This is a genomic window from uncultured Psychromonas sp., assembly GCF_947489755.1.
GTDB lineage: Bacteria > Pseudomonadota > Gammaproteobacteria > Enterobacterales > Psychromonadaceae > Psychromonas.
On the sequence record NZ_CANLFB010000025.1, the window covers coordinates 15,668 to 42,276 of the forward strand.

Annotated in this window: 18 protein-coding genes; 8 read left to right on the forward strand and 10 right to left on the reverse strand. The window is 35.5% G+C overall.

Annotation, left to right across the window (positions count from 1 at the left end):
• Nucleotides 1-678: 678 nt before the first annotated feature.
• From Q0794_RS13590 to Q0794_RS13605, 4 genes are all read left to right on the forward strand, one after another.
• Nucleotides 679-2,232: an alanine/glycine:cation symporter family protein gene (locus Q0794_RS13590; RefSeq protein ID WP_298942786.1), complete on the forward strand. Its 1,554-nt coding sequence runs from the start codon at nucleotides 679-681 to the stop codon at nucleotides 2,230-2,232.
• Between the two features lie 290 nt (nucleotides 2,233-2,522).
• Nucleotides 2,523-3,089, forward strand: coding sequence for a hypothetical protein (locus Q0794_RS13595; protein WP_298942788.1), 567 nt, complete (start codon nucleotides 2,523-2,525; stop codon nucleotides 3,087-3,089).
• A gap of 404 nt (nucleotides 3,090-3,493) precedes the next feature.
• A complete protein-coding gene (locus tag Q0794_RS13600) occupies nucleotides 3,494-5,431 on the forward strand; it encodes a cation:proton antiporter (protein ID WP_298942789.1) in 1,938 nt (645 codons plus the stop codon).
• Nucleotides 5,432-5,743: 312 nt separating this feature from the next.
• Nucleotides 5,744-6,628, forward strand: a complete 885-nt coding sequence (locus tag Q0794_RS13605; RefSeq protein WP_298942791.1) for an AEC family transporter — start codon at nucleotides 5,744-5,746, stop codon at nucleotides 6,626-6,628.
• A 205-nt stretch (nucleotides 6,629-6,833) separates the two neighbouring features.
• On the opposite strand, the gene Q0794_RS13610 is transcribed toward Q0794_RS13605, so the two are convergent.
• The 3 genes from Q0794_RS13610 to Q0794_RS13620 all read right to left on the reverse strand — a co-directional run bounded on the left by Q0794_RS13610 (nucleotide 6,834) and on the right by Q0794_RS13620 (nucleotide 9,995).
• Entirely contained in the window at nucleotides 6,834-7,406 is a 573-nt protein-coding gene (locus Q0794_RS13610; RefSeq protein WP_298942792.1) for a TRAP transporter small permease, read from the reverse strand.
• On the reverse strand, nucleotides 7,406-8,743 hold the full coding sequence (locus Q0794_RS13615) for a TRAP transporter large permease (RefSeq protein WP_298942794.1): 1,338 nt from the start codon (nucleotides 8,741-8,743) through the stop codon (nucleotides 7,406-7,408). Before Q0794_RS13615 ends, Q0794_RS13610 begins: the two co-directional genes overlap by 1 nt.
• A gap of 268 nt (nucleotides 8,744-9,011) precedes the next feature.
• On the reverse strand, nucleotides 9,012-9,995 hold the full coding sequence (locus Q0794_RS13620) for a TRAP transporter substrate-binding protein (protein WP_298942795.1): 984 nt from the start codon (nucleotides 9,993-9,995) through the stop codon (nucleotides 9,012-9,014).
• A 1,358-nt stretch (nucleotides 9,996-11,353) separates the two neighbouring features.
• Between Q0794_RS13620 and Q0794_RS13625 the strand changes: the two genes are divergently transcribed.
• Nucleotides 11,354-12,082, forward strand: coding sequence for a MipA/OmpV family protein (locus tag Q0794_RS13625; protein ID WP_298942797.1), 729 nt, complete (start codon nucleotides 11,354-11,356; stop codon nucleotides 12,080-12,082).
• A 403-nt stretch (nucleotides 12,083-12,485) separates the two neighbouring features.
• Nucleotides 12,486-13,427 (forward strand): ribosome biogenesis GTPase YlqF, encoded by a 942-nt coding sequence (gene ylqF, locus Q0794_RS13630; RefSeq protein ID WP_298942798.1) that lies wholly within the window; start codon nucleotides 12,486-12,488, stop codon nucleotides 13,425-13,427.
• A gap of 343 nt (nucleotides 13,428-13,770) precedes the next feature.
• Here ylqF and Q0794_RS13635 read toward each other — a convergent pair whose 3' ends face one another.
• Both Q0794_RS13635 and Q0794_RS13640 read right to left on the reverse strand, forming a co-directional pair.
• Nucleotides 13,771-14,073 carry a hypothetical protein gene (locus Q0794_RS13635; protein WP_298942799.1) on the reverse strand — a complete coding sequence of 101 codons (303 nt, stop codon included), beginning with the start codon at nucleotides 14,071-14,073 and terminating at the stop codon, nucleotides 13,771-13,773.
• Between the two features lie 305 nt (nucleotides 14,074-14,378).
• A complete protein-coding gene (locus tag Q0794_RS13640) occupies nucleotides 14,379-14,828 on the reverse strand; it encodes a DoxX family protein (RefSeq protein WP_298942801.1) in 450 nt (149 codons plus the stop codon).
• Nucleotides 14,829-15,045: 217 nt separating this feature from the next.
• Between Q0794_RS13640 and Q0794_RS13645 the strand changes: the two genes are divergently transcribed.
• Together Q0794_RS13645 and Q0794_RS13650 are read left to right on the forward strand one after the other, a co-directional pair.
• Entirely contained in the window at nucleotides 15,046-15,945 is a 900-nt protein-coding gene (locus Q0794_RS13645) for a LysR family transcriptional regulator (protein ID WP_298942802.1), read from the forward strand.
• Nucleotides 15,946-16,675: 730 nt separating this feature from the next.
• Entirely contained in the window at nucleotides 16,676-18,169 is a 1,494-nt protein-coding gene (locus Q0794_RS13650) for a CotH kinase family protein (RefSeq protein ID WP_298942805.1), read from the forward strand.
• A 561-nt stretch (nucleotides 18,170-18,730) separates the two neighbouring features.
• On the opposite strand, the gene Q0794_RS13655 is transcribed toward Q0794_RS13650, so the two are convergent.
• The 5 genes from Q0794_RS13655 to Q0794_RS13675 all read right to left on the reverse strand — a co-directional run bounded on the left by Q0794_RS13655 (nucleotide 18,731) and on the right by Q0794_RS13675 (nucleotide 26,543).
• Nucleotides 18,731-19,819: a rhomboid family intramembrane serine protease gene (locus tag Q0794_RS13655; RefSeq protein ID WP_298942807.1), complete on the reverse strand. Its 1,089-nt coding sequence runs from the start codon at nucleotides 19,817-19,819 to the stop codon at nucleotides 18,731-18,733.
• A 22-nt stretch (nucleotides 19,820-19,841) separates the two neighbouring features.
• Nucleotides 19,842-20,468, reverse strand: coding sequence for a hypothetical protein (locus tag Q0794_RS13660; RefSeq protein ID WP_298942810.1), 627 nt, complete (start codon nucleotides 20,466-20,468; stop codon nucleotides 19,842-19,844).
• Between the two features lie 246 nt (nucleotides 20,469-20,714).
• Complete coding sequence (locus Q0794_RS13665; RefSeq protein ID WP_298942812.1) at nucleotides 20,715-23,216, reverse strand: metallophosphoesterase family protein; 2,502 nt, start codon at nucleotides 23,214-23,216, stop codon at nucleotides 20,715-20,717.
• A 406-nt stretch (nucleotides 23,217-23,622) separates the two neighbouring features.
• Nucleotides 23,623-24,831, reverse strand: coding sequence for an acetate kinase (locus Q0794_RS13670; protein WP_298942814.1), 1,209 nt, complete (start codon nucleotides 24,829-24,831; stop codon nucleotides 23,623-23,625).
• An 809-nt stretch (nucleotides 24,832-25,640) separates the two neighbouring features.
• A complete protein-coding gene (locus tag Q0794_RS13675; RefSeq protein WP_298942816.1) occupies nucleotides 25,641-26,543 on the reverse strand; it encodes a LysR family transcriptional regulator in 903 nt (300 codons plus the stop codon).
• Nucleotides 26,544-26,609 lie beyond the last annotated feature (66 nt).

The window sequence follows — 26,609 nt, forward strand, 5'->3', positions numbered from 1 at the left end:
GGCGTTGGGTTTAATTAATTAGTAGCAGCATTGGTTTGAATGGCAATATATTAATCGTTTAGACTGGTATTTCATATTCTGTAATTGATCTTCGCATTAGAAGCTTTTGTAAAAGTTAAAAGCGAGACTAGTAAAACTTTTTTGTACAAAAGAAGTGCATGTTGACATAGTTCAAACCAAATCAGTGCACAGTAATAATTTAATCTTAATTAAAAAAGTTAACCCTCTGATTTAAAACAAAAAAAATCACTCCCACAATTGGCATAATTCTTCCATGTTTTAACTTGTTACTAGCGATATGTATTAGAGATAAGGATCCACACATGGAACATAAAACATTAGCTTTTAGTCTGAATGCATTAAAGGAGCAAGTGACTTTATTGGATCAAAAAATGGCCCATCCAAAAAACCGACTTCCTAAAGTGATAAATTCATTTTATCACTTCCAGATAGAGCATAAGGCAAATAAACTCCACAATAAATTGAAATCAGTTAGTTCAACTTCACACTGTAAAAATAACAGTCTTTTACACTGTATTAATTAGTTATTTAGCATAATAAACTTTTACAAGGTGTTTAAATGAAAAAATACAGTCAATCAAACTACTCCCTAACATCTATACTATTTATACAAGGGATAGCTTGTTTAAAAATTAAATAACATACAAGGAAGTAAATATGAAAAATATAAGAGATATATTATCTGTCTTTTTATTAGCCTTTAGCACCAGTGCTTTTGCAGAAGAAACAAGTTCGTTTGGTCAGACAATTGCCGCATTCAGTGAAACTGTCGACGGATTTTTTAATGACTATACAGGGTGGTTCGTTGCTTTAATTTTTAAAAGTGTGCCAATTGGTGAAGCTAACTTTCCTCTTATCGTAGGTTGGTTATTATTAGCAGCGTTAATCTTTACTCTTTATTTTGGCTTTATTCAATTTAGACGCGCAGGTATGGCGATTGATATTGTTAAAGGTAAATACACAGATCCTAACTCTAAAGACGAAGGTGAAGTATCTCACTTCCAAGCATTAACTACTGCGCTTTCAGGGACTGTTGGCCTAGGTAATATTGCGGGTGTAGGTGCGGCTCTTGCGATTGGTGGTCCTGGTGCAACATTCTGGATGATTCTATGTGGTTTATTAGGCATGGCATCTAAATTTTGTGAATGTACATTAGGCGTTAAATACAGAACAATTTTACCGTCAGGTGTTGTTTCTGGTGGTCCAATGTACTACTTAAGCCAAGGTTTAGGTGAAAAAGGGCTAGGCGGTCTAGGTAAAGCATTAGCAATTGGTTTTGCACTAATGTGTATCTTAGGTTCGTTGGGCGGCGGTAACATGTTCCAAGCTAACCAAGCACATGCCATGTTAACTTATGCATTTGATGTTCCAAGTGAGTACGGCATTATTACCGGTGTAGTAATGGCTGCGATGGTTTTTTCAGTTATTGTTGGCGGTATGCCTTCAATTGCTTCTGTAACAGAGAAAGTAGTTCCTTGGATGGCTGCTCTGTATGTGGGTATGGCAGTGATTGTTATTGTAGTTAATATCAGTCAAGTTGGTCCTGCATTTGCTGCTATCTTCGAAGGTGCATTCACAGGTGCTGGTGTTGTAGGTGGTTTTGTTGGTGCATTAATTCAAGGTTTAAAACGTGCAACCTTCTCCAATGAAGCAGGTGTTGGTTCTGCCGCAATTGCTCACTCAGCAGTAAAAACAAAAGAGCCTATCACTGAAGGTTTAGTCTCATTACTAGAACCATTTATTGATACGGTTGTGATTTGTACAATGACAGCATTAGTTATCACTATTGCAGGGTTAAACGTTGCACCATACGATGGTAGCGGTTTAACAGGTGTAACACTTACTGCGGCTTCATTTACAGAAACAGCTGGTGTGTTTAAATACTTACTTGCATTAGCAGTGGTTATGTTTGCATTCTCAACTATGATTTCTTGGTCTTACTACGGCCTAAAAGCGTGGACTTACCTATTTGGTGAAGGTAAAGGTAAAGAATTAGTCTTTAAACTAATGTTCTGTGTATTTGTGGTTATCGGTGCGACGATTCAGTTTGGTGCGGTAATCGACTTCTCTGATGCAGCCATCTTTGCAATGTCTATTTTCAATATCATTGGTTTATATTTCTTAATGCCAGTTGTGAAGAAAGAACTACAATCTTTCATTGCACGTGTTAAATCAGGTGAAATAAAAACCTACGAAAAGCATTCTAAATAAGCATTTAAACAAGGTTATGATTGTTAATGTCCAACATTAACAATCAATTCATTAAACATGCGAATACCTACATGTTTAAAATGAATGTTTAACTTATCCTAAGGCTATCGCAGTAAAATGTGATGGCCTTTTTTTATGCATTATTTTCGCCTTTGCATGTGTTATTTGTACACATAACAACCTATACTCATGTTTTTTAAAATATGACATCAGCCTAAAAAGTAAACCATACGGATCATGGTTAACCAAGCTCTCTATAATGAGTGAAAATACGGTATAAAAGGAGCAATATGCAAAATACGGCCAAATTAACCATTGATTTAAACCGCCCTTTACTCAAGGATGGTCCGAACTTCTTATCCCATACGGTTATTATTACAGATGACTTAGCGTACTTAAAACCCACGATCACTGCGATGCTATTTTGCATGGTATACATTGTGGTAGGCAGTTTTCTGTTGTTCCTCGCGACTTACTTGCTCATCGTGACAACAATGTATGACCTGGTTATTTTTGTTGGCGGTTTTGGCATTGCCATTGCGACTTTTGGTTTGTCATTAATTCGACCTTTTTTAAAACGAGCCAGCTTCAATAAAACATCGGGTCTTTTTGATAACCATAGAGATAGAGACGTAAAATTGCATCACATTACTTCTTTGCAAATTAACAACAAAATTATCCAATCTAAACATGCTTTAAATTATCATTGCTATGAACTTAATTTATTAACAGAACATGGGCGAAGAATTAATATTTTAAATCACAATAATCAACAACAACTGTTACAAGATGCGCAATTGTTAGGCACATTCCTACAGGTTGAAATAAATGACTGCCGCAGAGAAATAATTTTATAAACTCAATGAGGTAAATGTAAACGTAATGTCACTTTAGATTCATTAGCCGTAACTTGAAAAGTTATCGTATTTATTAAAGCATTTATTGAGAATCAACTGATTTAAAAGAACATAAAGCAATAACTAGGTTATTAACTTCTTCGTAAAAAAAGCTTATTTTATCCTCTGTAAATCAGATAACTTATTACTTGAGTTCAATATAAAATATCTAGATGATTCTATTAATTATCACTTTTATATTAAGTGCCTATTGTTATATTATTGACTGTATTCTTTCAATCGTTACTCACAACTAATCTCACCATAAACGATTTAAATAATGACAAAATACGCCAAAAACACGCTTAGTAATGTTCATTAAGACTCTATTTTATTCATACACCACAATATAAAGAATTTACAATATGACCACTTATTTTATTCAAGCTGCTCTTTACCTTTTAGTCGCAGTAATATGCGTTCTTTTTGCTAAAAGATTTGGGTTAGGCTCCGTGCTTGGTTACCTCAGCGCAGGTGTGATCATTGGCCCTATTACCGGATTAGCAGGTGAAGAAACAAATACCATTCAGCACTTTGCAGAGTTTGGTGTGGTCATGATGTTATTTATTGTTGGCTTAGAATTATCGCCTAAAGCCTTATGGAACATGAAAAGTAGGTTGATTGGTTTAGGTGGTTTACAGATTGGATTAACAACCCTGATTATTACCTCTCTTGGTATCGCATTGGACTTTCCATGGCAACCATCACTGGTGGTCGCGCTTATATTCTCACTGTCATCAACTGCGATTGTAATGCAAAGTTTTGCAGAAAAGTCTCTCAATAAAACCGATGGCGGGCAGGCAGCATTCTCTATTTTGTTATCTCAAGATATCGCAGTGATCCCGATGCTTGCGGTGATTCCATTGTTGGCAATTCCAGCTTATTTTGGGATACCTGAGGCCAGTTCATTAGTGACAGAACACAATAGTGTTTCATTGGTTGAAAACTTATCGGGTTGGCAATATGCAGGGGCTATTGTGATCGTTATTGGCTTGATAATAGCTGCTGGTCATTATATTTCTAAACCCTTATTTACACTGGTTGCAAAATCTGGTCTACGAGAGCTTTATACGGCCACAGCATTATTACTCGTTATTTCTATTTCAGCGTTAATGAGCGTAGTTGGCTTATCACCCGCATTAGGCACTTTTTTAGCGGGTGTTGTACTCGCCAATAGTGAATTTCGTCATGAATTAGAAAGTAATATTCAACCTTTTAAAGGGCTATTATTAGGTTTGTTTTTTATCACAGTAGGCGCTGGTATTAGCTTCGCAGTGATAAATGATCACTTCTTCTTAATCACTGGTTTAACCATTGCAGTCATTGTTATAAAAGCCGCCGTACTCTTAACTTTGGCAGTTATTTTTAAGATTAAAAAGTCAGATGGTTGGTTACTGACGTTAAGCTTAGCGCAGGCAGGTGAATTTGGTTTTGTGGTGTTAAGCTTTTCATCACAAAGTCAGGCGTTACCACCAGAATGGGTTGCTATCCTATCTCCGGTCATTACACTTTCTATGTTCTTAACCCCCCTATTATTCATCTTCTATGACAAAGTGATCACCAAAAAATACCTCGTCGTTCAACCGAAAAAAGAAGCTGATAGTATTGATAAAAAAAGCCAAGTCGTTATTGCAGGCATTGGCCGTTTCGGACAAGTAATTAATCGTTTATTAATGGCTAATGGCTTTGAAACAACCGTGATTGATCGCTCAACTGATATGATTGACCGTGTTAGAAAAGTTGATATTCATGCTTATTACGGTGATGCAACAGATTCAAGTTTGCTATATACAGCGGGCCTTGGAGAAGCATCGTTATTGGTGATTGCAATCGATGGCCCAGAAAACATATTACATCTAGTAAAACATGTGAAACAGTTCCACCCTGATTTACCTATCGTCGCTAGAGCGTATGACCGTGGTCATGCCTATCTTCTTGAAGAAGCCGGTGCCGATCATGTATTTATTGAATCTTACTTTACCGCATTAGAAATGAGTAAAAGCGCGTTAACCGTCTTAGGATTTGATGAGCAAAAAGCTGAAAAAGCCAAAGCACTTTATTATCAAACCGAACTATACCACCATGAAGAGCTGCATAAAGCTTGGAATGATGCGAATAAAGAAAGCTATCTATTTAACGACTTTATTGAATTGTTTGTTTCCTTAGAAAAAGAGATGAGAGCAGCAATGAAAGATCAGATAAGTACTGATAGCCATCAAAATAATGAGGTTGAGTCTCCTAACAATAGCGATATAGGTACAGTATCAGATGTAAATGTAGATACAGGTAACGATAAAAAATAATATTAACTGTATCGCGCCCCTCCCTTACTTTGAAAGTAATTTGAGGTAAGAAGAGTGAAGAACGTTTTACTAAGCGTTAATAAGGCTTAGTAAAACTTCGTTAATGACTGTTAGTACAAACGTTAAAAGCATAAATTAAACTAACACCTTAATTATCTAATTAGGTAGAAATATCGACAATAGGTAACAAACATCGCATCTTTAAAATAATCTCTAACCTAATGTATTTTTAGGCTATTAAATCAATCCTGAGCATTGGATAATTAAGCGATTCATTAGTCTTTAATTAGTCAGTCACCATTAAGGAAGATCATGCTTAATCAAGTTGTTAGTATTCTGTTCCCTATCTTAGGGTTAGCCTTGGTTGGATTATGCATTGGGCATTTTATAAAGCCTGATTTTCGCCCTATTAACCGCCTAAACATTGATGCTTTTGTCCCTGCTTTGGTCTTTTCATCGTTAGTTGTAATGCCGCTGGATATTGAGCAAATCCCCCTATTAACAGCCTCATTGTTTGCCGTGCTTATTCCTGCTTTGTTAATGCTGCCTATTTGTTATTTCTTCAAACTTAATTATAAAGTATGGACGCCACCACAGATGTTTCGAAACAGTGGCAACCTGGCTATTCCTTTATTTACGTATGCCTTTGGTGAAACAGCAATTGCACCCGCTGTATTGTTATTTGTCATGTCCTCTTGCCTTCATTTTAGTGTTGGTTTAGCACTTATCAGTAAGGGAAACCCTTTATTACAAGTCGCACGTATGCCGATATTTCTATCCGCTGCGTTAGCATTAACCTTAAACTTGGTCGGTATTGGTGTTTGGGAACCTTTATATAATGCAACGTCTTTACTTGGGCAGGCTGCGATTCCGATTATGCTTGTCTCATTAGGCGCTCAGATGTGTAATATTAAAATGAGTGGTTTAAAAACTGGTTTATGGTGTACTGGATTATCAATACTGACAGGTGGGATTGCTTTTCTATTCATTTATCTATTGATACCTTTATCGACACTACACCTACAAATGATGTTGCTGTTTGCGATGTTTCCACCTGCAGTAATGAATTATATGTTCGCAGAACGTTTCGACTTAGCGCCAGAGAAAGTCGCTTCAATGGTATTATTTAGTAATTTTTTATGCATCATTACCTTACCGATCATGTTGACAGTTGCACTCTCATTTAGTGAAACATGACGAAAAAACAACATGAACAAAAAAGAGTGGCTACACTTTTATCTAATTGAATAATCATTAGAAAAAGATAACCACTCTTTTATTACAAACGCTACTTATTCAAAGTAAACGTTATTGAAAGGCAGATTCAACCTAGATTCGCATATTAAGTAAAGCTCATAAGTTAAAACTTACCATCTAAAACACCAATAAAAGCCTTATCCCACTAAGCTTCATCAGGTGTTCCTAATACAAAATGTTTCGCTTCAATAATGACATCAACGATAGAATAAATCAGCATAATCATCGATGAAACTGGAATACATGAATACAGTATCCACTGTTTAATTTGAAATGCAGTGGTCACCTGATTCGTTCTTAAAGTTAGTTTTAACGAATACCAAAATAACACTGCCATAAAGGTTGCAGAGATGATTAAGATTAATAGTCTATAAAAGTGTTTCAAACGTGCATTTTTAATACGAGGGCTTATCCAATCCCCGACTGAAAAGTGTAACTTTGCACACCATAATGCCGCTGCGCCATAAAAAACAAGGGCTGCGAAACTAAGCTCAATGATCTCATCAAACCAATAAAACGAGTTAATAGTCACCACACTTTGAATTAAATTAGCGGTACCGTCTAAACCATTCTCAAGTAAGAATTGAATGAAATCATTAATCAAACGTAATGATATATTAGCAATCAGTAAAAGTGCCAGTACGGCAAACATAGCCATTGCAATATATTGAAGGATCCTTTGAACCCAAATATCAATGGTTTTTAATAGCGGAATCATTACATTTCTCCCATGATAAGGTTAGGTAAAAACAGCGAAATACTAGGAACAAAGGCAATTAATACGGTGATTAAAAAAATCATTAATAAATAAGGCCATACTCTTTTAGCTAATGCAGGCATCCCCACTTTTGCATAACTATCAACGGCAAATAAACACATGCCAACGGGTGGCGTTAAGTTACCGATCATAATCAAGAGCACCATTACCACCCCAAAATTCACTAAGTCGATATCAAACATAGTGGCGATAGGCATGAACAAAGGTAGTGTGATTAAGAAGATCGCATTGCCCTCCAAAAATAACCCCATGGTTAATACGATGCCAATAACAATCCACATCACAATAGATTGAGTCGCACCATAACCCACCAGCGTCTCGATAATACTATCTGGTAATTTTTGGTGAATGATTAACCATCCAAAAAAGTTTGCCGAAGAAATGATAAATAAGAGACTAACCGATTGGGTAATTGATTTGTAAACAATCCCAGGAAGTGCTTTTAGTTTTAAATCTTTATAGAAAAAACCCAACATAGCGGCGTACACACATACGACAACTGATGCTTCAGTTGGCGTGAAAAAGCCACTCATAATACCGCCAACAATAATAACCGGCGCCATCAAAGGCCAAAATGCACCATTGAAGGCAGATAATCGAGCTTTAAAGGATTCTTTATGTTCAGCACGAGGATAGTTTTTACGTTTCGCTAAAATACCCAACGCAATCATCATTCCAAGCGCCATCATCACACCAGGAATAAACCCAGCTAAAAATAAACGGGCGACAGAAACACTAGTAATAGAACCGTAAAGTACAAACGGAATACTAGGAGGAATAACAGGTCCAATAACTGAAGAGGCCGCCACTAATGTGGCAGAATCTGCGGGGTCATAACCTTGGTCAACCATTGCTTTGTGCTCTATCTGCCCTAACCCAGCAGCATCCGCTACGGCAGAGCCAGACATGCCAGAAAAAATAACACTGGCAACAATATTAACTTGGCCAATACCACCAGCTATATGCCCAACCATCGATTGTGCAAACCGGAAAATACGATCAGTTATCCCCCCCGTATTCATTAGGTTTCCGGCCAAAATAAAAAATGGAATAGCCAACAACGTAAACCCCGTTGTACCGTAATACATACGATGAGGGAGCATGGCTAATAAGCGAGCATCGCCGAGACCAATAAAAAAAGCTACCGATGTAAGTCCAATTGCAACAACCACTGGAACATTAATCAATAGTAGGAAAATAAGAGCGCCAAATATAGCTAAGGTCAACATACAGGAGTCACCTATTAGTAGTACTAAACCAACTAAAAAGGTGATCATTGTTACTGATTAAAATTATTTCTTACTGTGTTATGAGGCAAGAATAATAAGTCAAAAACATAATTATTCTTTAATTTAAGTAGCTAGTAGAGGACCCGTCAGGAAACCTCTCAATAAACTACCACTCACGTTTTGTTAGTAATTATTTTACTGGGTAACGTCTGATCACATCATTAATTGAATGAATATAGTAACGAAAAATTTCGCCTCCATAAATAAGGCGAAATCAAAGGCCATAAAGAATATTAATATCTGAATGTTAAATGACTTATTTAACTGACTTAGTCATTTCCATCCATTTATCAAAATTAGCAGCACCTACTTTTTTCTTTATTTGCTCGTAAGCTGGCCCCATCATTGCTTGGAATGGAGCAAGTTCAGGCTCATCAATCACGATACCTTTTGAACGCATATCAGCAATTTGTTTCAACTCTTCTGCTCGTGTTAGCTTACGCATCAACAAACGTGCTGAATCAGATTCTTCACGAACAATCGTTTGTTGCTCAGGCGTTAAACGTGCCCAAGCATCTTTAGAAACCACATGTACCATCGAACTGTATAAATAGTTAATGATTGAAATGTATTTTTGAGACTCATACAGTTTCAAGTTATAAATTACACCAATTGGGTTTTCTTGACCGTCAACCACGCCTTGACGCATTGCCATGACTAACTCACTAAATGAGATAGTCTGTACATTGGCACCTATCGCTTGCATCGCTGCTTGATATGTCATCGCTGGTGGCGTACGAATTTTTAAGCCCTTAATATCTGCAGGTGTTAAAATTGGACGAACAGAGTTTGTTAACTGACGAAATCCCCAATCCCAACTTGAAAGGTAAACCAGCCCTACTTTATCAAGCTCAGGGGCAGCCCACTCTTTAAACGGACCATCTAAAACACGATCGGCATGTTCTGCGTTACTCAATGAGAAAGGAATACTCACCGTATCAAATAAAGGAACATGTTTGGCAAGTTGATCTTGCCCAGAAAGGCTCATATCAACGACCCCCATAATCACTTGTTCAAGGACTTCAGGTGGACTCCCTAACGCATTATTAGGATATAGCTCAACCGTCACCTCTCCTTTGGTACGTGCTTCAACCTGTTTAGCAAACTGCATAGCAGCAATGTGAGAAGGATGATTTTCAGATCCGAAGTGGCCAAGCTTAAACTCAACAGCAGAAAACGCTGAAGATGCCCAAGCAATACAAATTGCCGACACTAATCCTTTTTTAAAACTCGAACGCATAGTTAACTCCTAATATATGATAAGTTTTATTGCCTTGTTTTGAATGCTCATAAAATGACAAACATTCACTATTAACATTTATTTCAATTGAAAAAATGCCCTTTTTTGCAGTGATTTCTCCATACAAATGATTGATGGAGACCCAATCTTCGCTATCGATAAACCTAATTAAAGTACTCAAACAATAAAGTACTAAAAAGCTAGATCTATGGATTAAGCTTTTTGAAATTGCTTATTAAAACTAAACAAAAAACACTTCAAATATACTTCCATGTAAAAATATTCTGCTAAGCATTAAACACTTAAAGGTAATATATTAATGAAGCTAACAAGTGGCTTTACACATCAATAAAAAGCAATTGAAATAACTAAATGATTAAGCGTTAATTTTATAAACCTTCAATGTTTACAAACATCACTGACTCGATTTAACCTAAATAAATCATCTAATTAAAGCATTACGCCCTTCTTGTCTTACAATAACATAACAATAAAGCAACCCTCAAAGCTTGGTGTCATGTCTCACTTTGGGTTTAAGTTATATTGCACAGTTATCAAAAAATCACATTACGAGGCAAAAACAGAGAGAAAAGAACATAAAGAGAAGAAATTAAAAATTCATATTATGCGAATCTAGGTATTCATTGAGTAAGACACAAATAAAAATAAAGAGAGTATTTATTTGAAGGAAACTATCAGATTTTTTAACTATCGTTTTTTAAACATAGATTTTTAAACATAGATTTTTAAACATAGATTTTTAAACATAGATTTTTAAACATAGATTTTTAAACATAACTTTATGCTTTCCATTAACATTCAGCCTCATTCTGACTATTTCCATAAAAAACGAACCGCTAAAAAAGAGACTTGAATCACACTTTTTGTTGTTTTATCATTAAATAAGCAATACAATGTAGATACAAGTCACATTAAATAGAGGTTCTTATGAAACAGAAAATTATTCAAACTAGTCGTGAAGTAGCAGGATTGTTTATGATGTTTGCTGCAGGTGCTACTTTTGTTTTACTACAAATGACAGCATGGTTATAACCGAGTCATCGCTCGGTTATTTTTCTTCTTATCTACAAGAAATTCACCTTATTAAGGACTTTAAATAGCATTCCGCACAGAGAATAAAACAGCTATTAACCTGAACAGTTAAGATATCCGCTTTAACGCTATTTTAGCGCTACTGAGTAATATACTCACCTATCTGACTTTAAATTAATATATTGCTCTTTCTCTTTTAAACATCCCTTATCTCGATAAAACTACAATACACACCAGAAAATACAACATGTCTGAAATTTGTTATACGTCTCTCCGTTCTCCTTTACCATCACTAGGAGAATACAATGACAAAAAATTCATGGATAAAACTATTAATCGCTGGATGTTCAATGACCTCTTTTCATCTCAATGCTGAAAATCAATATTATGATTTTGGTTTTGTTGGTGTGGATGGTCAATATGGTCAGTCTGTATTTTCTGATGAAAGCAAAGGTAGTTTCGATCTTGTACCCGATATATTTTATAATGGTGAATATGGGTTCGTAGATGGTGGTCTTATTAATGTTTCAGTGCTGCCTTATGTCGGTATATCAGGACAGTGGCGATTCTCAGAAGTATCTGATGATATTCCCGATGGCATCAATGACAGAGATGGAAACGGGGAACTAGGTATTACGCTAGGTACTGTTGGAGCAAGACTGACTTATCTACAAGATATTACCAACGAGCATAATGGTTATGAGTTACAACTTCATTTGGGTTACACATTTGAGTCTTTGTTCCAAGATTTCACGCTAACGCCCTTTGCTGAAGTTGATTATCGAGACAAGCGTTTATCACAACACCTTTATGGCATTTCAAGTACTGAAGCTGCCAATTCAGGGCTTAACAGTTTTAAAGCCAACAGCTCATTTGTTTATAAAATAGGCCTTATTGGGATTTACTCATTAACGCCTGATTGGTTGGGTTTAGCTAAAGTGAATGTTGAACATCATGATAGCGATAGCCCACTTATTCAACGAGATCTAGGATGGAGTGTCAGTTTAGGCATTACTTATAAATTCACTCATTAGTCTTTATTAAAAGTAGGTGAAGATAATGTATAACCTGATAGAAACAAAATGACTCATTTATCATGTTATGCATTTACCATCTGAATCTAAGACGCTATAAAAGTCTGTTTTATTAAACAACGAATATCAATATAAAAACCAATATGACTCACGATCATCAATATCATTAATCGCTTCATATCAGTGCAATCATATAAACAATGCTAAATATCTTCTCTTTTACTTCCCTATTAGTACTTAATTAAATGTCTATCTATCTCATCATCAGTTAAAATAACCCATTACTAAAATAGAATGTAAAAACTACTCTATGATGAACTAGTTAATGTTTAATCAATATTTTGGAGTATGTTAATAGTACATATCAGTCATGATATAAAAATACCAAAGGCAGTAAAATCAAATGAGTAAAGCGAATATCCAGTGGTTTCCTGGGCACATGCACAAAGCACACAAACAAATTCAAGAAGTCCTTCCGCAAGTTGATATTATTATTGAAGTTGTTGATGCTCGTATCCCTTACAGCAGTGAAAACCCACTGATTGCAGCTATTCGTCAAAAAACACCTTGTATTAAAGTATTAAACAAAGCTGATCTTGCTGATCCTGAGATCACTGCGAGATGGATTGAGTATTTAGAGCAAGACCAAGATATCAAAGCGATTGCCATCACCACCAGTAAACCAGAGCAAGTACATCAAATCACTAAACTTTGTGAGCAGTTATTACCACACCGTTTAGGTCAAGATAAACAAATTCGTGCGATGATCATGGGTATTCCAAATGTTGGTAAATCAACCATCATTAATATTTTAGCGGATCGTATTATTGCTAAAACAGGCAATGAACCAGCAGTAACCAAAAATCAACAACGTATTCGTCTTCCAAGTGGCATCATGCTATCTGATACGCCTGGATTTTTATGGCCTAAAATTGAAAATGCTAACTCCGGTTATCGTTTAGCAGTAACAGGTGCGATTAAAGATACGGCTATTGAATATGAAGATATCGCTTATTATGCTGCTGAATATTTAATCAAACATTATTTACCACGTTTACAAGCACGTTATGATTTTGAAGAAACACCACAATCAGACCATGAATTAATGGAATTGATTGCGAAACGTCGTGGCGCATTACGTGCTGGTGGCCATTTTGATATTTATAAAGTATCAACTATTCTGCTCAATGAATTACGTTCAGGTGCATTAGGCCCGTTAAGTATTGAAATACCAGAAATGGTTGCAGTTGAAAAACTTGAAGTGGCTGAAATCATGAAAAATAAATTAGCCAAAAAGATTGAAGTCAAAGCTGCAAGAAGAAAAAGATACAAGAAAAACAGGTAAATAGGCCTAGTTTATTAAATTTAACTTAATAAGAACTATTCTACTTACACGAAAAAGAGTCACTCATTGAATTGAATGACTCTTTTTTATTTCTACTGGCCTTTTAATTATTCCTCACTAGCTTTTAAACATCGCTTCGCCATACAAATGAACTTGATTGTTTACCCATAATAGTGACATGCTCATCACAAGCCCTCTCAGCTAAGCCATAACAATGATTTAACGGCAACAAGTATTCTTCTCGTGGATGAAAATAGCGTGCATGTAGTGCTTTCTACCATTCAGTTAGTCGTTGATAACGTTCACTTTCTAATAAGCCTTTATCAGTTAAATTCGTCTTTAATTAATCATCAAATTGTCGATTTTTAAGTTGATCGCCTTTAAATACTTTCATATTGTGGAAAGAAAAACCTAAGGCCATCACTAATAAGTTTTCATAATCAAGTGATTGTAGGACGTAACCAATCGTTAAATGCTGCTTGGCATCGAGGTGATGAACTAATGAAAGTTGGATGCTTGAAATATCGGCATCTGGATACATTAATGTTAAAGGTACATACAAGCCATGATCATAACCTCGGTAATAATCCATTATTACTGGGAACTCCGCTTCTTTTAAGGCTTGTTGAATTTGTTCAGCAAGCACAGGTTCAGCAGCACTGATAAACTAACCCAGGAAAACCATCATAATCATAAATCATCTTTGGCTTTGCATTAGCTGTCATGTGTACTTCTTTTTCTTCTCAATGAGCACTTATCGCCAGAATAGCACTGGATTAAGGCAATGTAGCCGCTAATGATTTTAAATAACGGCTCATATCTCGATGTGCAGCATGTTACTAATATCGAATCCTTAATACGAAATGAAAAAACGACTAAATAGTTTTAAAAAGATCATTATCACTAGCTCATAGTAATAACGATCAAAACAGAACGATAAGATGAACTAAGTTAATTATTCAATTTTTTGCTTAAAACATTATCTAAACTAAAACTACCGCCACCTTGTACTGCTAATACAATCAATGCGACTAATAGCGTTAATGCATATTCGTAACCATTATTAGCCATAAATAAGCCATTGCTTATATGTACTGAGAGTATCGCCACTACCATAGTAAACGCTGCGACTACTGCCGCTGGACGTGTTAATAAGCCTAACAATAATGCTAAACCACCAAAGAATTCTGCACTACCCGCGAGTAAAGCCATTAAATATCCCGGAGTCATACCGATGCTAGCCATCCACTGTCCAGTACCTTCTAAACCGTAACCACCAAACCAAGAAAATAATTTTTGAGCGCCATGGGCAGCTAAAATTAAACCAATCGGCGCACGAAGAATGAATGAAGCGACACCTGCTTTTGATGACAGTAGTTTGTTTAATAATGGTGAGTTCATAGGTTGTTCCTTTATAAAATAGTCATTAATAGTATTGCCCCTACTTATTGGGATGCAGATACTTTACTATCAACAATATAAAAGAGTAATATTAAAAATATAGAATAATTAACAACAGTATGTTGATAGTTTACTTTCAATAATCGTTTTTAATAAAAACCTTTTAATGAAGGTGTTAGTGAATAGCCATAACAGTTAATACAGAATAGAGGTAATAATGGATAGAATTGATGCAATGCGTGCCTTTGTCGCTGTCGTCATTGAAGGTAGCTTTAGTAATGCAGCCTCTTCCCTGCAATTGTCACCTCAACTGGTGAGTAAATATGTATCGAAATTAGAAGAGCAACTTGATGTGCGATTGTTACACCGTACAACACGTAAAGTCAGTTTGACTGAAGCGGGAACGCATTATTATCAGCATGCCCAACAAATATTATTGAGTATTGATGAAATGGACTCACAACTTGGAGGTTTGCAACAAAACCCCAAAGGAACTTTACGCATTAGCGCACCCGTTTCATTTGCATTAAAGCACATGGCTCAGTTAGTAGCAGAGTTCCAGTTGCGTTATCCGTTAGTTAATGTAGATCTACAACTCAATGACCGAAAAGTTGATATTGTGGATGAAGGGTTTGATATAGCGATTCGTATTGGTCAACTTAAAAGCTCATCATTAATTGCTAAACATATTGCACCAATTCGCATTATTTTATGTGCTTCCCCAGATTACCTTAAGAAATACGGCACACCTATTAAACCTGAAGATCTTAAAACACATCGTTACTTACACTATAGTTACATGGAAATAGATGGTAAGGATGAAGTCTTTCGATGGTTAAGAACACAAAACACAAGTAGTACATTGCGCAGCAATAATGGAGATATCTTAGTTGAAGCAGCAATTGCTGGTGCAGGTATCGTATTACAACCCACTTTTATTGCCAGTAATGCATTACAAAGTGGAGCACTAGTTCAGGTATTACCTGACTTTGAACTTGATCCAATCGGTTTATATGCAGTGTATGCCAACAGAAAATTATTACCCAATAAAGTCAGATGTTTTATTGATTTCATTGAAGGATATTACGGTTCACCGCCCTATTGGGATAAGGCCTAAAGGGTAAGAGATAAGCAATAAAAAAATAGCGACTTAGTAACGAGTTGCTAGTGATAAGCACTGATAGTGATATAAGAAATATCGATGAATATTAGCTATTTTATGAAAATATTCCCTGTTTTAACTTAAAGCTTAAATAACTACAATTCATTAAATCACTTCAATAAACATACTGTTTCAATATGTCTAATTTATTTAAAAGTCATTTTATTCAATAACTTAATTGAGTAATATAAATGGGTTTATTAACAACCCTTATTTTTAACGAGAATACAAAAATCGATTTAGCCTCATTAAAAACCAAAGTTGTACAAGCGCTAGAATCTCACCCGTTTAAGTAAACAAAAGTATCTTTAAATTAGCATTTAAATTGTAATAATTAACCTCATCATCAGCCGCTCTCCTCTGTATATATGACGATACTGTTTCAATATCAATTTGAGGTGTTGAATAACATACAGTGGTAAAAATACAGTTAACAGTATTAAATAGTTTTTCATCAGTTTCTATGAAAGCGACCAGCCACTCTACATTAGTAAGTAATGCGATTAAAACGGTAGATCATTTAATCAATTGATAATGTTCATATAAAAATCGTACTTATTAATAAAATAAAATTTCATCCAATCTCTAGTTTGCACATTTTTTACTCATTTTAACGTTAGATTAAAAGTCTTAACGCTATATTTTCGCCTGTCATCAATAAACGGCTATAAAAGGAACCCATATCATGTTTAATCGGCACACTACTCAAAGAGCGAATCAAAATATTAGCCACGGCATAAAGATCATATTAATTGTACTTTCTCTATTATCTGTTTTTGGCTGTACTGAATCAGATGATTCAGATACAACCACCACTAGCTCAAGCTCAACAGACGAGTCAGATATTGTTTACAGTGAACTTGAGAATACCGATGATTGGTCAGAATCAACACATGAAAAACTAACGACAGATGAAATTATTGACAATCTAGATGTTATTTTCGATACCTCAACAGTACAGAAAATTCGTATTGTTATCGAGTCTGAAAACTGGACTGTCATGAATGACGATCTTGATGATCTAACTACTGAACTGAATGGTTCAACGGATTTTAGTTCGCTTGATAATCCAATCTTTGTTCCATCAGAGTTTTTTTACTATTCGGAAGAAGATGGTACATGGACAGAATGGTACAAAGTCGGTATCAGGTTTAAAGGTAATTCAAGTCTTTATAACGCCAATAGCAGCAAATTACCGTTTAAGTTAGATTTTGATGAGTTTGAAGATGAATACCCTGAAATAGATAATCAACGTTTTTATGGGTTTAAGCAACTCAACTTAAAAAATAACTATGACGACGAGTCAGAAATGCATGAAGTGGTTGCGAATGAATTATTTCGAGATTTTGGTTTAGTCAGTGCGCATTCAAGTTTTTACGCTCTTTATATAAATGTAGATGGTAGTGGCGATGAAGAGAATGATATTTATTATGGGTTGTATACCTTAGTTGAAGAAGTGGATGATACCGTAATAGAAACACAATATTACGATAACGATGATGGTAACTTATATAAACCAGAAGACGACGCAGCGACTTTTTCCAGTGGTACCTACGATGAAGATGAGTATGGTTTAAAAACAGATGATGACGAAACATATACTGATATCACAGAGTTATATGACGTTATAAATGACTCCACACGTACCAGCAGTGATGACGCAGATTGGCAAGCAGACCTAGAAGCTATATTTGATGTTGATACATTTTTAAAATGGCTTGCTGCAAATAGCGTGATGCAAAACTGGGATACCTATGGCGTTATGCCACATAACTTCTTTTTATATAACAACCCAGAAACCGGGGCATTTGAATGGATCCCTTGGGATAATAACGAAGCATTAGTTGATAATGAAAAAGCCTTATCATTGACTATGTCATCTTTAGATGCTGATGAGTGGCCTTTAATTGGATATATTCTCGACCAAACAGAATATCAAACACAATATGAAACTTATATCGAAGAATTTGCTAAAGGTTATTTTAATGAGAGTAGCTCAACCGAATACAATTTAAATGATGAATTTACTGAATACCAAACCTTGATAGAGGATTATGTAGAAAGTGAAGGCAGCGATTATACATTTACATCAGAAAGTGAATTTTCAGATGCTGTAGATGAGCTAATTGAGCATACAGCTGATCGATATGACTCAGCTCAACGATATATCGGCTGGTAAAATAACATAGTAGTATTAGCGTCGGATTTATCCTGCGCTAATACTACTATCAATACACTTCCAACAATCGCCTTAATTAAGTTCAACATTACAAATTAGTGGTTCCCCATCAAGTTATATGCCTGCTACACAAATAAATACCACTAACTTCATAAATAATACGATAAATAATATAAACCTCTATGTCGCTTTAAATAAGGCTTAGATTCAAACAATAAAGCGTATTAGATAAAAATATTCATAAGTGCTGAAGAATGTAGAGGGACGTAGAGAAGTATTAGAAAATTAATGAGCAAAAATAAATAACTTTAGTTCCGGATAAGTAAAGCGATACAACACGGACTATCAAACAACATAACTAATTGATTTTAAATTAAATAACGTTTTCATTAATCAGAATAGAAGACAAATAATAAAACTACCTTTTAAAGCAAAAAGCATTGCCAAAAGGTAGTTTAATCATTCGTTCATATCATTGTGATACTTTTAATCACTATTATAAATAAATTTAACGTTTATCAATATTTAATCCAAGTGAGTAATAATCAGCAATAAATAAATTTAACGTTTAACTTTAACTTCAGGACTATTGAGGATTGCTAATAATGGATTGCTAGCAAATACTTGTTTTTTAAATAATAAACCAATGACAAGACCTGCAATAAACCCACCAATATGAGCCCAGTAAGCAACACCACCGCCACTTTCATCAGCAAAATAAAGGCCAACAACATTAATAGCTAACCAAATAGCAAAGAAAACTAACGGGCTCACTTTCTTCTGATAGATAACAATCATGAATGTCAGGCTAGCATGCCTAAACCACAGTAAGTACATTCCAAATAAACCAGCAATAGCACCACTTGCCCCTACCATTGGAACAAATGAATCAGGTTCAGCAAGAATCTGCGCAGCGGCAGCAGCAAGACCGCAAAGCGTGTAATATAAAATAAACTTACCACGACCTAATATATCTTCAAGGTTGTCACCGATAATATACAAGAAGTACATATTACCAATCAAATGCATCACGCCACCGTGCATATACATATGTGTTAAGAGAGTCCATAACTGATGCCCATGACTTACTTGATCAGAATGTAATGCAAAATTATTATAAGCAAAAGACTCATCAACCAACCCGATCGAATAACTAATAAAAATCAATAAATTTAATAACAATAGAGAATACGTAGCCCACGGAGTCGTTTTAGGTTTGAGGTTATATTCTACTGGCATTTGAGATAAAAGTTGAAATAACCATGTACGTTTATGAATAGGTTTATCTAATTCCAATAATGCTTTAGCAATAACCGGAGATTGGGTGACTTTTTCAAGTTCATCATGATCAAGCCAGACACCAAAACAACTAGAGCAAGTATCAACCTCAACCTCAAAACCCGACATTAAATGATAACGCGTTAACCCTTGATCACAAACATGACAATGGCGCTTTGATTCGCCAAGTTTATCCCCTAACCTTTCTTCTAAATAGACTTGGTCATTATCATTATCTGCAATTGATAATGCGCCGTCTAATTCGCCCAGCTCAAGCCATATCCCATGACACTCATCGCATTTATCAACTTCTTGTTGGTGAAATTCATGCTTCCCCATTGAACTACTCGCGCAGTTTGGACAATTTTTCATTGTTATCTTTCCTTGATAAGTTCTATAGCGGGTTAACATCAATGCCTGCTTCAGTAAGCTCATGATGAAGCTTGGTATAATTGTTAATAAGCTCTTCTAGCGCACCATCTTTCGTTTTTTGATTAAGCGCTACAAGCAAATCGGCTCCATATTTAGCACCAAATTGACGATTCTCAATTTTTTTAATAATTAATGCTGTTTCAGAGTTATAACGACGTATTGCCGAGAGGATTTGACTTGGTGTTTCTAATGCATTAGGCGAGAACTTCATGTTATCCCATACAAAAGAATCAATCATAGGATGATATGCTTTAATATCGTAAGGCGATTTATCTTTGAGTAATTTAGCATAACCATCAAGTGTAATAACATTATCCCCAAGTTCATCGGCTAACGCATGTTGTAGATAGAAGTTCTTTTCTTTGCTGTTTAAATTTTCAAATAAAAGCGCTTGAGACAAACCTTCTTGTGCAGCTAAATAGACACCCGCGACCGTCGCAATCACTAAAAATATTTGTCCGACCCAAAAGCCACTTTTAATTAAATCAGAGTTATCAAATCGTATGGCTTGACGCTGTTTCTTATTGTCTTGTTCAGGAGGCTCGGCTTGGTTTGACGTTTCATCTATTTCTGGGGGTTCAGCTTGCATAATCTCTATCTTCCATTGTCATTTTTGGATGATAATATCACAATTTTATATTTTTTTTACAATTAAACCTGAAATGAAAATACTTTTATATGCTGTAAAGTATTTAAAAATAAGAACTTTCGTATTAACAAAGGAGATTTGGAATATATTTAAAATTCAAAATATAAAATTTAAGGTTCAGTCAACATTCTTTTAAAGAATGTTAACTAAACCTTAAATTTTTAATCATGTATATGACCCACTCCCTTATTCTTCATTATCAACTTTTGTAATTAATGCGAATAGACCATCCTTATGCGTAAAACCCCAGACAGAATGATTATTATAGTTATAACCCCATAAATAAGTCCCACAATCACTTTTTACGTCACTGGGTACACTGCCTGCTCCTGATTTAAACATAACACTGAAATCATCAGAGTATGACGTAGCAGTGAAACACTCCTCGTCTAAAAATGTTTCCCAAATACCTAACGCTTGATTATATCTACCAATAGTTAGTGTAGATAACTCAACACTTTTAGGCGCTGTTATTGCAATTGTCATCGCATCAGCTTCGTCTTCATCAGTTACAATACCATCCCGAACAACATTCGTTGGGTTATCAGTTTCAACAGCATCTTTATCAAAATAAAGCTCAGAAGGCGACGTTGTTTGTACAAATCCATTAGTATTTTTATATGAACCGTCTTGATTTAAATTACCATTAATATACAAAATATCAGAAACTGACCTTATATCATCGTCAGTAAACCAACTCAGCGAGAGTAACTCATCCATAGCTTGTTCTTGTCGAGGGATATTATAAGCATCGGCAAAACTTGTATATTCACCTTTACCCGTCCCTAAATCATCTTGATAGTTAGCATCAATCCCAACTTGTTTCTTGTCTTGCGTATCGGTTGTTAATACTTCAACACTGTTATAAGTTAAATTAAAACCATCTAAAATAGCGGCTTCAGTACCTATATACCCTTCTTCATCTGGTGTTTTTGTAGTTGTCCAATAAGACTCGTAAGGTGACACTACACGCTGTAAAGCATCGTTTGTATAACTTGCACTATCTCCTAGGGACCATTCGATAGGGATTATGCTTTCAAAAGTTGTACCTGTTGAATCAATATCATATTGTACCCATGCATTTTGATTTTCATCCCAGTACGTTCCCATATTCATATCAGCTTCTGAGAAGTTAACTGGAGCATAATAGTTTTTAAAAGTAATTTGACGGCCATTAACTTCGACAATAACAAATGAAATTTTATTAGATTTTTCATACTTAGTTAAATCTTTTGTATATTGACTATTAGATCCTTCATAATCCCCTACTTGTGCAAAATTATCCTGTGATAAACCCGTTTCGTATTTATCATTGATACCATAGCGATTGTTGTAAGCCTTCCAAGAAGCATTCCCAGCAACTATTTGCGTAAAACCAACAGATGGATTTGAATTATCAGGATGGATTAAGCTACGTGAGTATTGATGGTCGTGACCTGCAATATAATTAACTTTATACTCACTCAATAAATTAAGTACGTTATCCATTAAGCCAGGTGACGATTCATCTTGTAGTTGTAAGTAACCTAGTTGACCAGTATCCAGCCCTAAAATACCAGGTTCTGTTTGATCTTCGTTTTCTTCGCCAGTACTTAACGAACTGATGTAATCAAAATACTCATCATAGTTATAAACTGAAGGACGTTTTTTGGTTGATAAAGCTTCATGACCAAACATAACAATATGATCTACTGTTGAACCTTTAGTTTCTAATACATTTTTCAACCAATCATATATAAGCAGCCATGTACCTTCATAGCTAACAGACACCAAATCACTTGCATAGAAATCAACAGCAATGAACAAAGTATTGTTTTGAACCGTATAGTACATCAGGTCTTCAATCTCTTCGTAACCAACGATTTCGCCACTTTCTAAACCACTCGTTAATAATGTACCTGGATATTTTTGATACAAGTTATAACCTTGATCGTATTCTTTAGAATCGGCATCAGTATAGGCATCTATACCATTATCCATATTATTCACAGACCGACTATCCGTTGTATCAACTTCTGTCGTAAACCAACTTAGCCAATCATAACCGTCTACGATCTCATGATTACCACGAACAGGTAATACAGTCATACCCGCTTCAGTTAAAGGATTTGCAACTTTAACCATCCATTCTATATATTCATTTTCAGTCCGGACATCAGTCATATCTCCCACAGCAAGAACGATGGAAACGCCTTCAGCTTTTATTTTAGAAACAATGGGATCGACTAATAAAGCAGGGAGATGTTTAAAATCATAAGGTGTATCAAAACGTTCACGACTTGCTATTTCAACTGGCGGTTCACCATCAACAAGCGGTTCACCATCTTCATTAACAAATATAGCGTTATAAGGATCTGATACATCTATTTTCCATCCTTCACCATCAAAAATATTGTCATTGTTAACATCATAACCAATATCAATAGATAAAGTGATGCCATCATAACTATGCGTGATCGTTTGTTTGTAATCATCATCATCGCGGCCTTGCGTGTCAGGGATCACGGCAAAACGCCAAACATTATCAGTATTATTTTCTGAAAGTTTATTTGCCCCTTGAGTCATTGTGGAGCTATCACTGACCGTCTTTGTTGATTCGCTATCAATAGATTTTTCAGTATCAGAATTACAAGCTGAAAGAGAGCTTGTAATCGCAATAATTAAAGCTGTTTTTTTTAAAACCTTCATTGGCATCCTTACCTATACTTGAACGTTATAGTTGTAATGACGCTTGATCGTCATTACTTTCCATAAAAATAAAGGAGGTAAGGTAAAGAATAAGTATTACAAATATATGATAGAAATATGTCATATTTATTGTAAGTTATATTTGAAGTAACAATGACACTTGGATTCAGATAAGAAACGTATGGCAGAAGCGTATGGTTTTAAATTATCTCAGAAACACTTATATTAATTTATGGAGAAAACGACTTAACCTCAATGCTGGTTAATGAAAGTGGAATTGTATCGCTTTGCTTATCCAGAACAGAGGTTAATTAAGCATATAAATAAAAACCAATACAAAAACAACACGCACAAAAAAGGCCAATCATTTCTGATTGGCCTTTTCATTTTTAAAGCGGTGTGAGAACTAAACGTTCACTAGCGCTAATGTATCTTGAGCGATAACCCACTCTTCGTTGGTTTGAACGACCATTGCGATAGTGCTGTCATTTTCAGTGATAATGCCTTGGTTAGAAGACTTACCGAAACGGTTTGCTAAGTTTTCTTGTTCGTTAACTTTAAAGCCTAATAAACCTAAACGCTCTAATGTTAGTTGACGAATTGGCGCTGAGTTTTCACCGATACCACCAGTGAAGATAACTGCATCTAAACGCCCATCTAAGGCAGCGGTGTAGCTTCCGATGTATTTAGCTAGACGGTAGCAGTATAAATCCATTGCGCGTTTCGCAGCTTCATCTGTATCGTAGTTATCTTCAACAAAACGACAATCTGATGTTTTTTCTGTTAATCCTAATAAACCAGACTCTTTTGTTAGCATATCATTGATTTCTGCCATGCTATAACCTAGCTCATCGTGTAAATGGAAGATAATTGCTGGGTCAACATCACCACAACGAGTTCCCATGACAAGCCCTTCTAATGGTGTCATACCCATTGAAGTATCTACAGAGACGCCATTTTTAATTGCACAAACAGAACCACCGTTACCTAAGTGACAGTTAATAATGTTTAACTCTGTCACTGGTTTTTGCAATACATCAGCTACTTGTAGGCTGATGTAGTAATGGCTTGTTCCGTGCATACCGTAACGACGAATACCATTATCACGGTAAAGTTTATATGGTAGAGCATATAAGAATGCTTCTTCTGGCATAGTTTGGTGGAATGCCGTATCGAATACCGCTACATTTGATAATGCAGGCAATGCTTTTTGAGCGGCACGAATACCGATAAGATGTGCTGGGTTGTGTAATGGCGCTAATGAAATACAGTCTTCAATGCCTTTCATTACTTCGTCAGAGATAACCGCTGATTTAGTAAACTGCTCACCACCGTGAACAACACGATGTCCGATTGCAAATAGATTTGCTTTTAATACTGGATTTAAAGAAAGAATTTCATCTACGATATACGTTAATGCTTCTTCATGTGCAGCGCCTGCGCCTAAATCAGCTTTCCCTTTAACGCCTTCTAAGTTCCATTTAATACTTGCATTATCTAACTGCAAACATTCAGAAAGACCTGAAAGTTTTTCATCGCCATTAACAGCATCAATGATGGCAAACTTCAAAGAAGAACTACCACAGTTAAGTACAAGAATCAGTTTGCTATCCATTTTTAAATCCTATTTATCACAAAAACAAAGAGTTAGATCAATAAACAAGCCCAACTCTATAAAAGTTATATTCTTTGGCATTGTAAAGAAACAATAATCGATATAGCCCCTATGAACACTATCGCCAAATTAGAAGTGCGCAAGCATACACGTGAACGACAGAGATCACAAAACAGTTTTAAAAAGCTTATCTACCTTTATTGATTAAAGATTATAAAGGGTATGTTAAAAAAAAGTGACGAAATGCACTTTTATAACATTTTCACTAGTTGTTGAGCATTATTTCACCAACAAAATAGCAACATTTAATTCACATTTGGTATTTATAATCACCTAAAAATCTAATCAAAAGAATGACTTGTCAAGCTATATAAGCTCATTGATAAACAGTATTAATAGAAGTGGGTCACTTAATGTTATTAAAATAAGATCACTAATAAAGTCTGTCACGATGACATAGCCGATGAGTATCAATCGATGCGTTAACTTAATGAGACAGTAATTTGAAGAGTTAATAATATAACGTTCTAATTAGCTAGAAATTGAGTCACTTAAAGGTCAGCTTCTTAAGGATTTCATTACTTGGAAATCTAGTGAGGTAGAGGTTTACTTAATCTGTAATCGTGCTGTGTGGAAATAATGAAGTGTTGTAATAGTAGCATGGAGACTGTAATAACACGGTGATTTTGGCCTCTAGACTTATAGCTTTAATCGCTGAGTAACTTAATGACTTAGCGGCTTGATGAATTAGCAGCTTAGTCATTTAATAAGCCGCTAGATTAGTGATATCACCCAACTCACTTATGTTATTAAAAAGACTCCCCTATTGCTAAATAACTTTCTCGAATATGATCAATCAACAAACGAATCTTAAGTGGGGCCTGACGTGTAAATGGATACACGGCATAAATACCTAGTTTCTTACCGACCTGCTCAGGGAAAATATCAATTAAGTCACCTTTCAGAATATCTTGGTACACTAAACAACGTGGTACATAAGCGATACCATTACCACCTAATGCAATTTTTCGTAATGATCCCGCATTATTGGTGGTGAAGTTACCAGCCACTTTAATAATATAATTGCCGTGCTTCCCTCTAAATTCCCACTCAGAAGCCCCTGTCGTTTGATACGCGTATTGTAGGCAATTATGGTTCACTAACGACTCTGGTGTCATTGGTCTTCCAAAACGTTCGATATAAGCAGGTGCAGTACAAATAACCCAATGAGAATCAATTAAGTGGCGAGCAATTAGGTTTGAGTCGTCCATATCGCCTGTTCTAATCACTAAATCGTAGCCACCTTCCACCAAATCCACAAAGGAATTTCGCATGGACATGTCGACCGTGAGTCCAGGGTGCATATTGCAAAACTCAGCGACGGTATTGGCTAATAAAAGGTCACCAGAAATGGTTGGCACTGACATTTTGATATTACCCACCATGCTTTCAGCATATCCATATACTGCGTCAATCGCTTCTACTGCGGCCTGCTTCACATTTTTAGCGCCTTGATAAAGCACTTTTCCAGCTTCGCTCAGTGTTAATTTTCGTGTCGTTCTATATAAAAGCTGTACACCGAGATCTTCTTCTAATCTAGCGATATGTTTGCTAACCACTGAATTTGTAAGGGAATTAATTTCAGCTACTTTGCTAAATGAACCGTGTTCTACCACTTGAACAAATAGAATTAAATCGTCTGCTTTTGTCATTATTATGTCGATTTGGGAAACAATGTTTATCATTATCTCTATATATACATAAAAAGCAAAGGAGTA

Excerpts from the sequence above, each read along its gene's own strand:
- Q0794_RS13640 (WP_298942801.1), bottom strand. The coding sequence starts at position 14,828 with ATGAACTCACCATTATTAAACAAACTACTGTCATCAAAAGCAGGTGTC.
- Q0794_RS13650 (WP_298942805.1), top strand. The coding sequence starts at position 16,676 with ATGTTTAATCGGCACACTACTCAAAGAGCGAATCAAAATATTAGCCAC.
- Q0794_RS13660 (WP_298942810.1), bottom strand. The coding sequence starts at position 20,468 with ATGCAAGCTGAACCCCCAGAAATAGATGAAACGTCAAACCAAGCCGAG.
- Q0794_RS13605 (WP_298942791.1), top strand. The coding sequence starts at position 5,744 with ATGCTTAATCAAGTTGTTAGTATTCTGTTCCCTATCTTAGGGTTAGCC.
- Q0794_RS13595 (WP_298942788.1), top strand. The coding sequence starts at position 2,523 with ATGCAAAATACGGCCAAATTAACCATTGATTTAAACCGCCCTTTACTC.
- Q0794_RS13610 (WP_298942792.1), bottom strand. The coding sequence starts at position 7,406 with ATGATTCCGCTATTAAAAACCATTGATATTTGGGTTCAAAGGATCCTT.
- Q0794_RS13670 (WP_298942814.1), bottom strand. The coding sequence starts at position 24,831 with ATGGATAGCAAACTGATTCTTGTACTTAACTGTGGTAGTTCTTCTTTG.
- Q0794_RS13625 (WP_298942797.1), top strand. The coding sequence starts at position 11,354 with ATGACAAAAAATTCATGGATAAAACTATTAATCGCTGGATGTTCAATG.
- Q0794_RS13620 (WP_298942795.1), bottom strand. The coding sequence starts at position 9,995 with ATGCGTTCGAGTTTTAAAAAAGGATTAGTGTCGGCAATTTGTATTGCT.
- Q0794_RS13590 (WP_298942786.1), top strand. The coding sequence starts at position 679 with ATGAAAAATATAAGAGATATATTATCTGTCTTTTTATTAGCCTTTAGC.
- Q0794_RS13675 (WP_298942816.1), bottom strand. The coding sequence starts at position 26,543 with ATGACAAAAGCAGACGATTTAATTCTATTTGTTCAAGTGGTAGAACAC.
- Q0794_RS13645 (WP_298942802.1), top strand. The coding sequence starts at position 15,046 with ATGGATAGAATTGATGCAATGCGTGCCTTTGTCGCTGTCGTCATTGAA.
- ylqF (WP_298942798.1), top strand. The coding sequence starts at position 12,486 with ATGAGTAAAGCGAATATCCAGTGGTTTCCTGGGCACATGCACAAAGCA.
- Q0794_RS13615 (WP_298942794.1), bottom strand. The coding sequence starts at position 8,743 with ATGATCACCTTTTTAGTTGGTTTAGTACTACTAATAGGTGACTCCTGT.
- Q0794_RS13655 (WP_298942807.1), bottom strand. The coding sequence starts at position 19,819 with ATGAAAAATTGTCCAAACTGCGCGAGTAGTTCAATGGGGAAGCATGAA.
- Q0794_RS13600 (WP_298942789.1), top strand. The coding sequence starts at position 3,494 with ATGACCACTTATTTTATTCAAGCTGCTCTTTACCTTTTAGTCGCAGTA.
- Q0794_RS13665 (WP_298942812.1), bottom strand. The coding sequence starts at position 23,216 with ATGAAGGTTTTAAAAAAAACAGCTTTAATTATTGCGATTACAAGCTCT.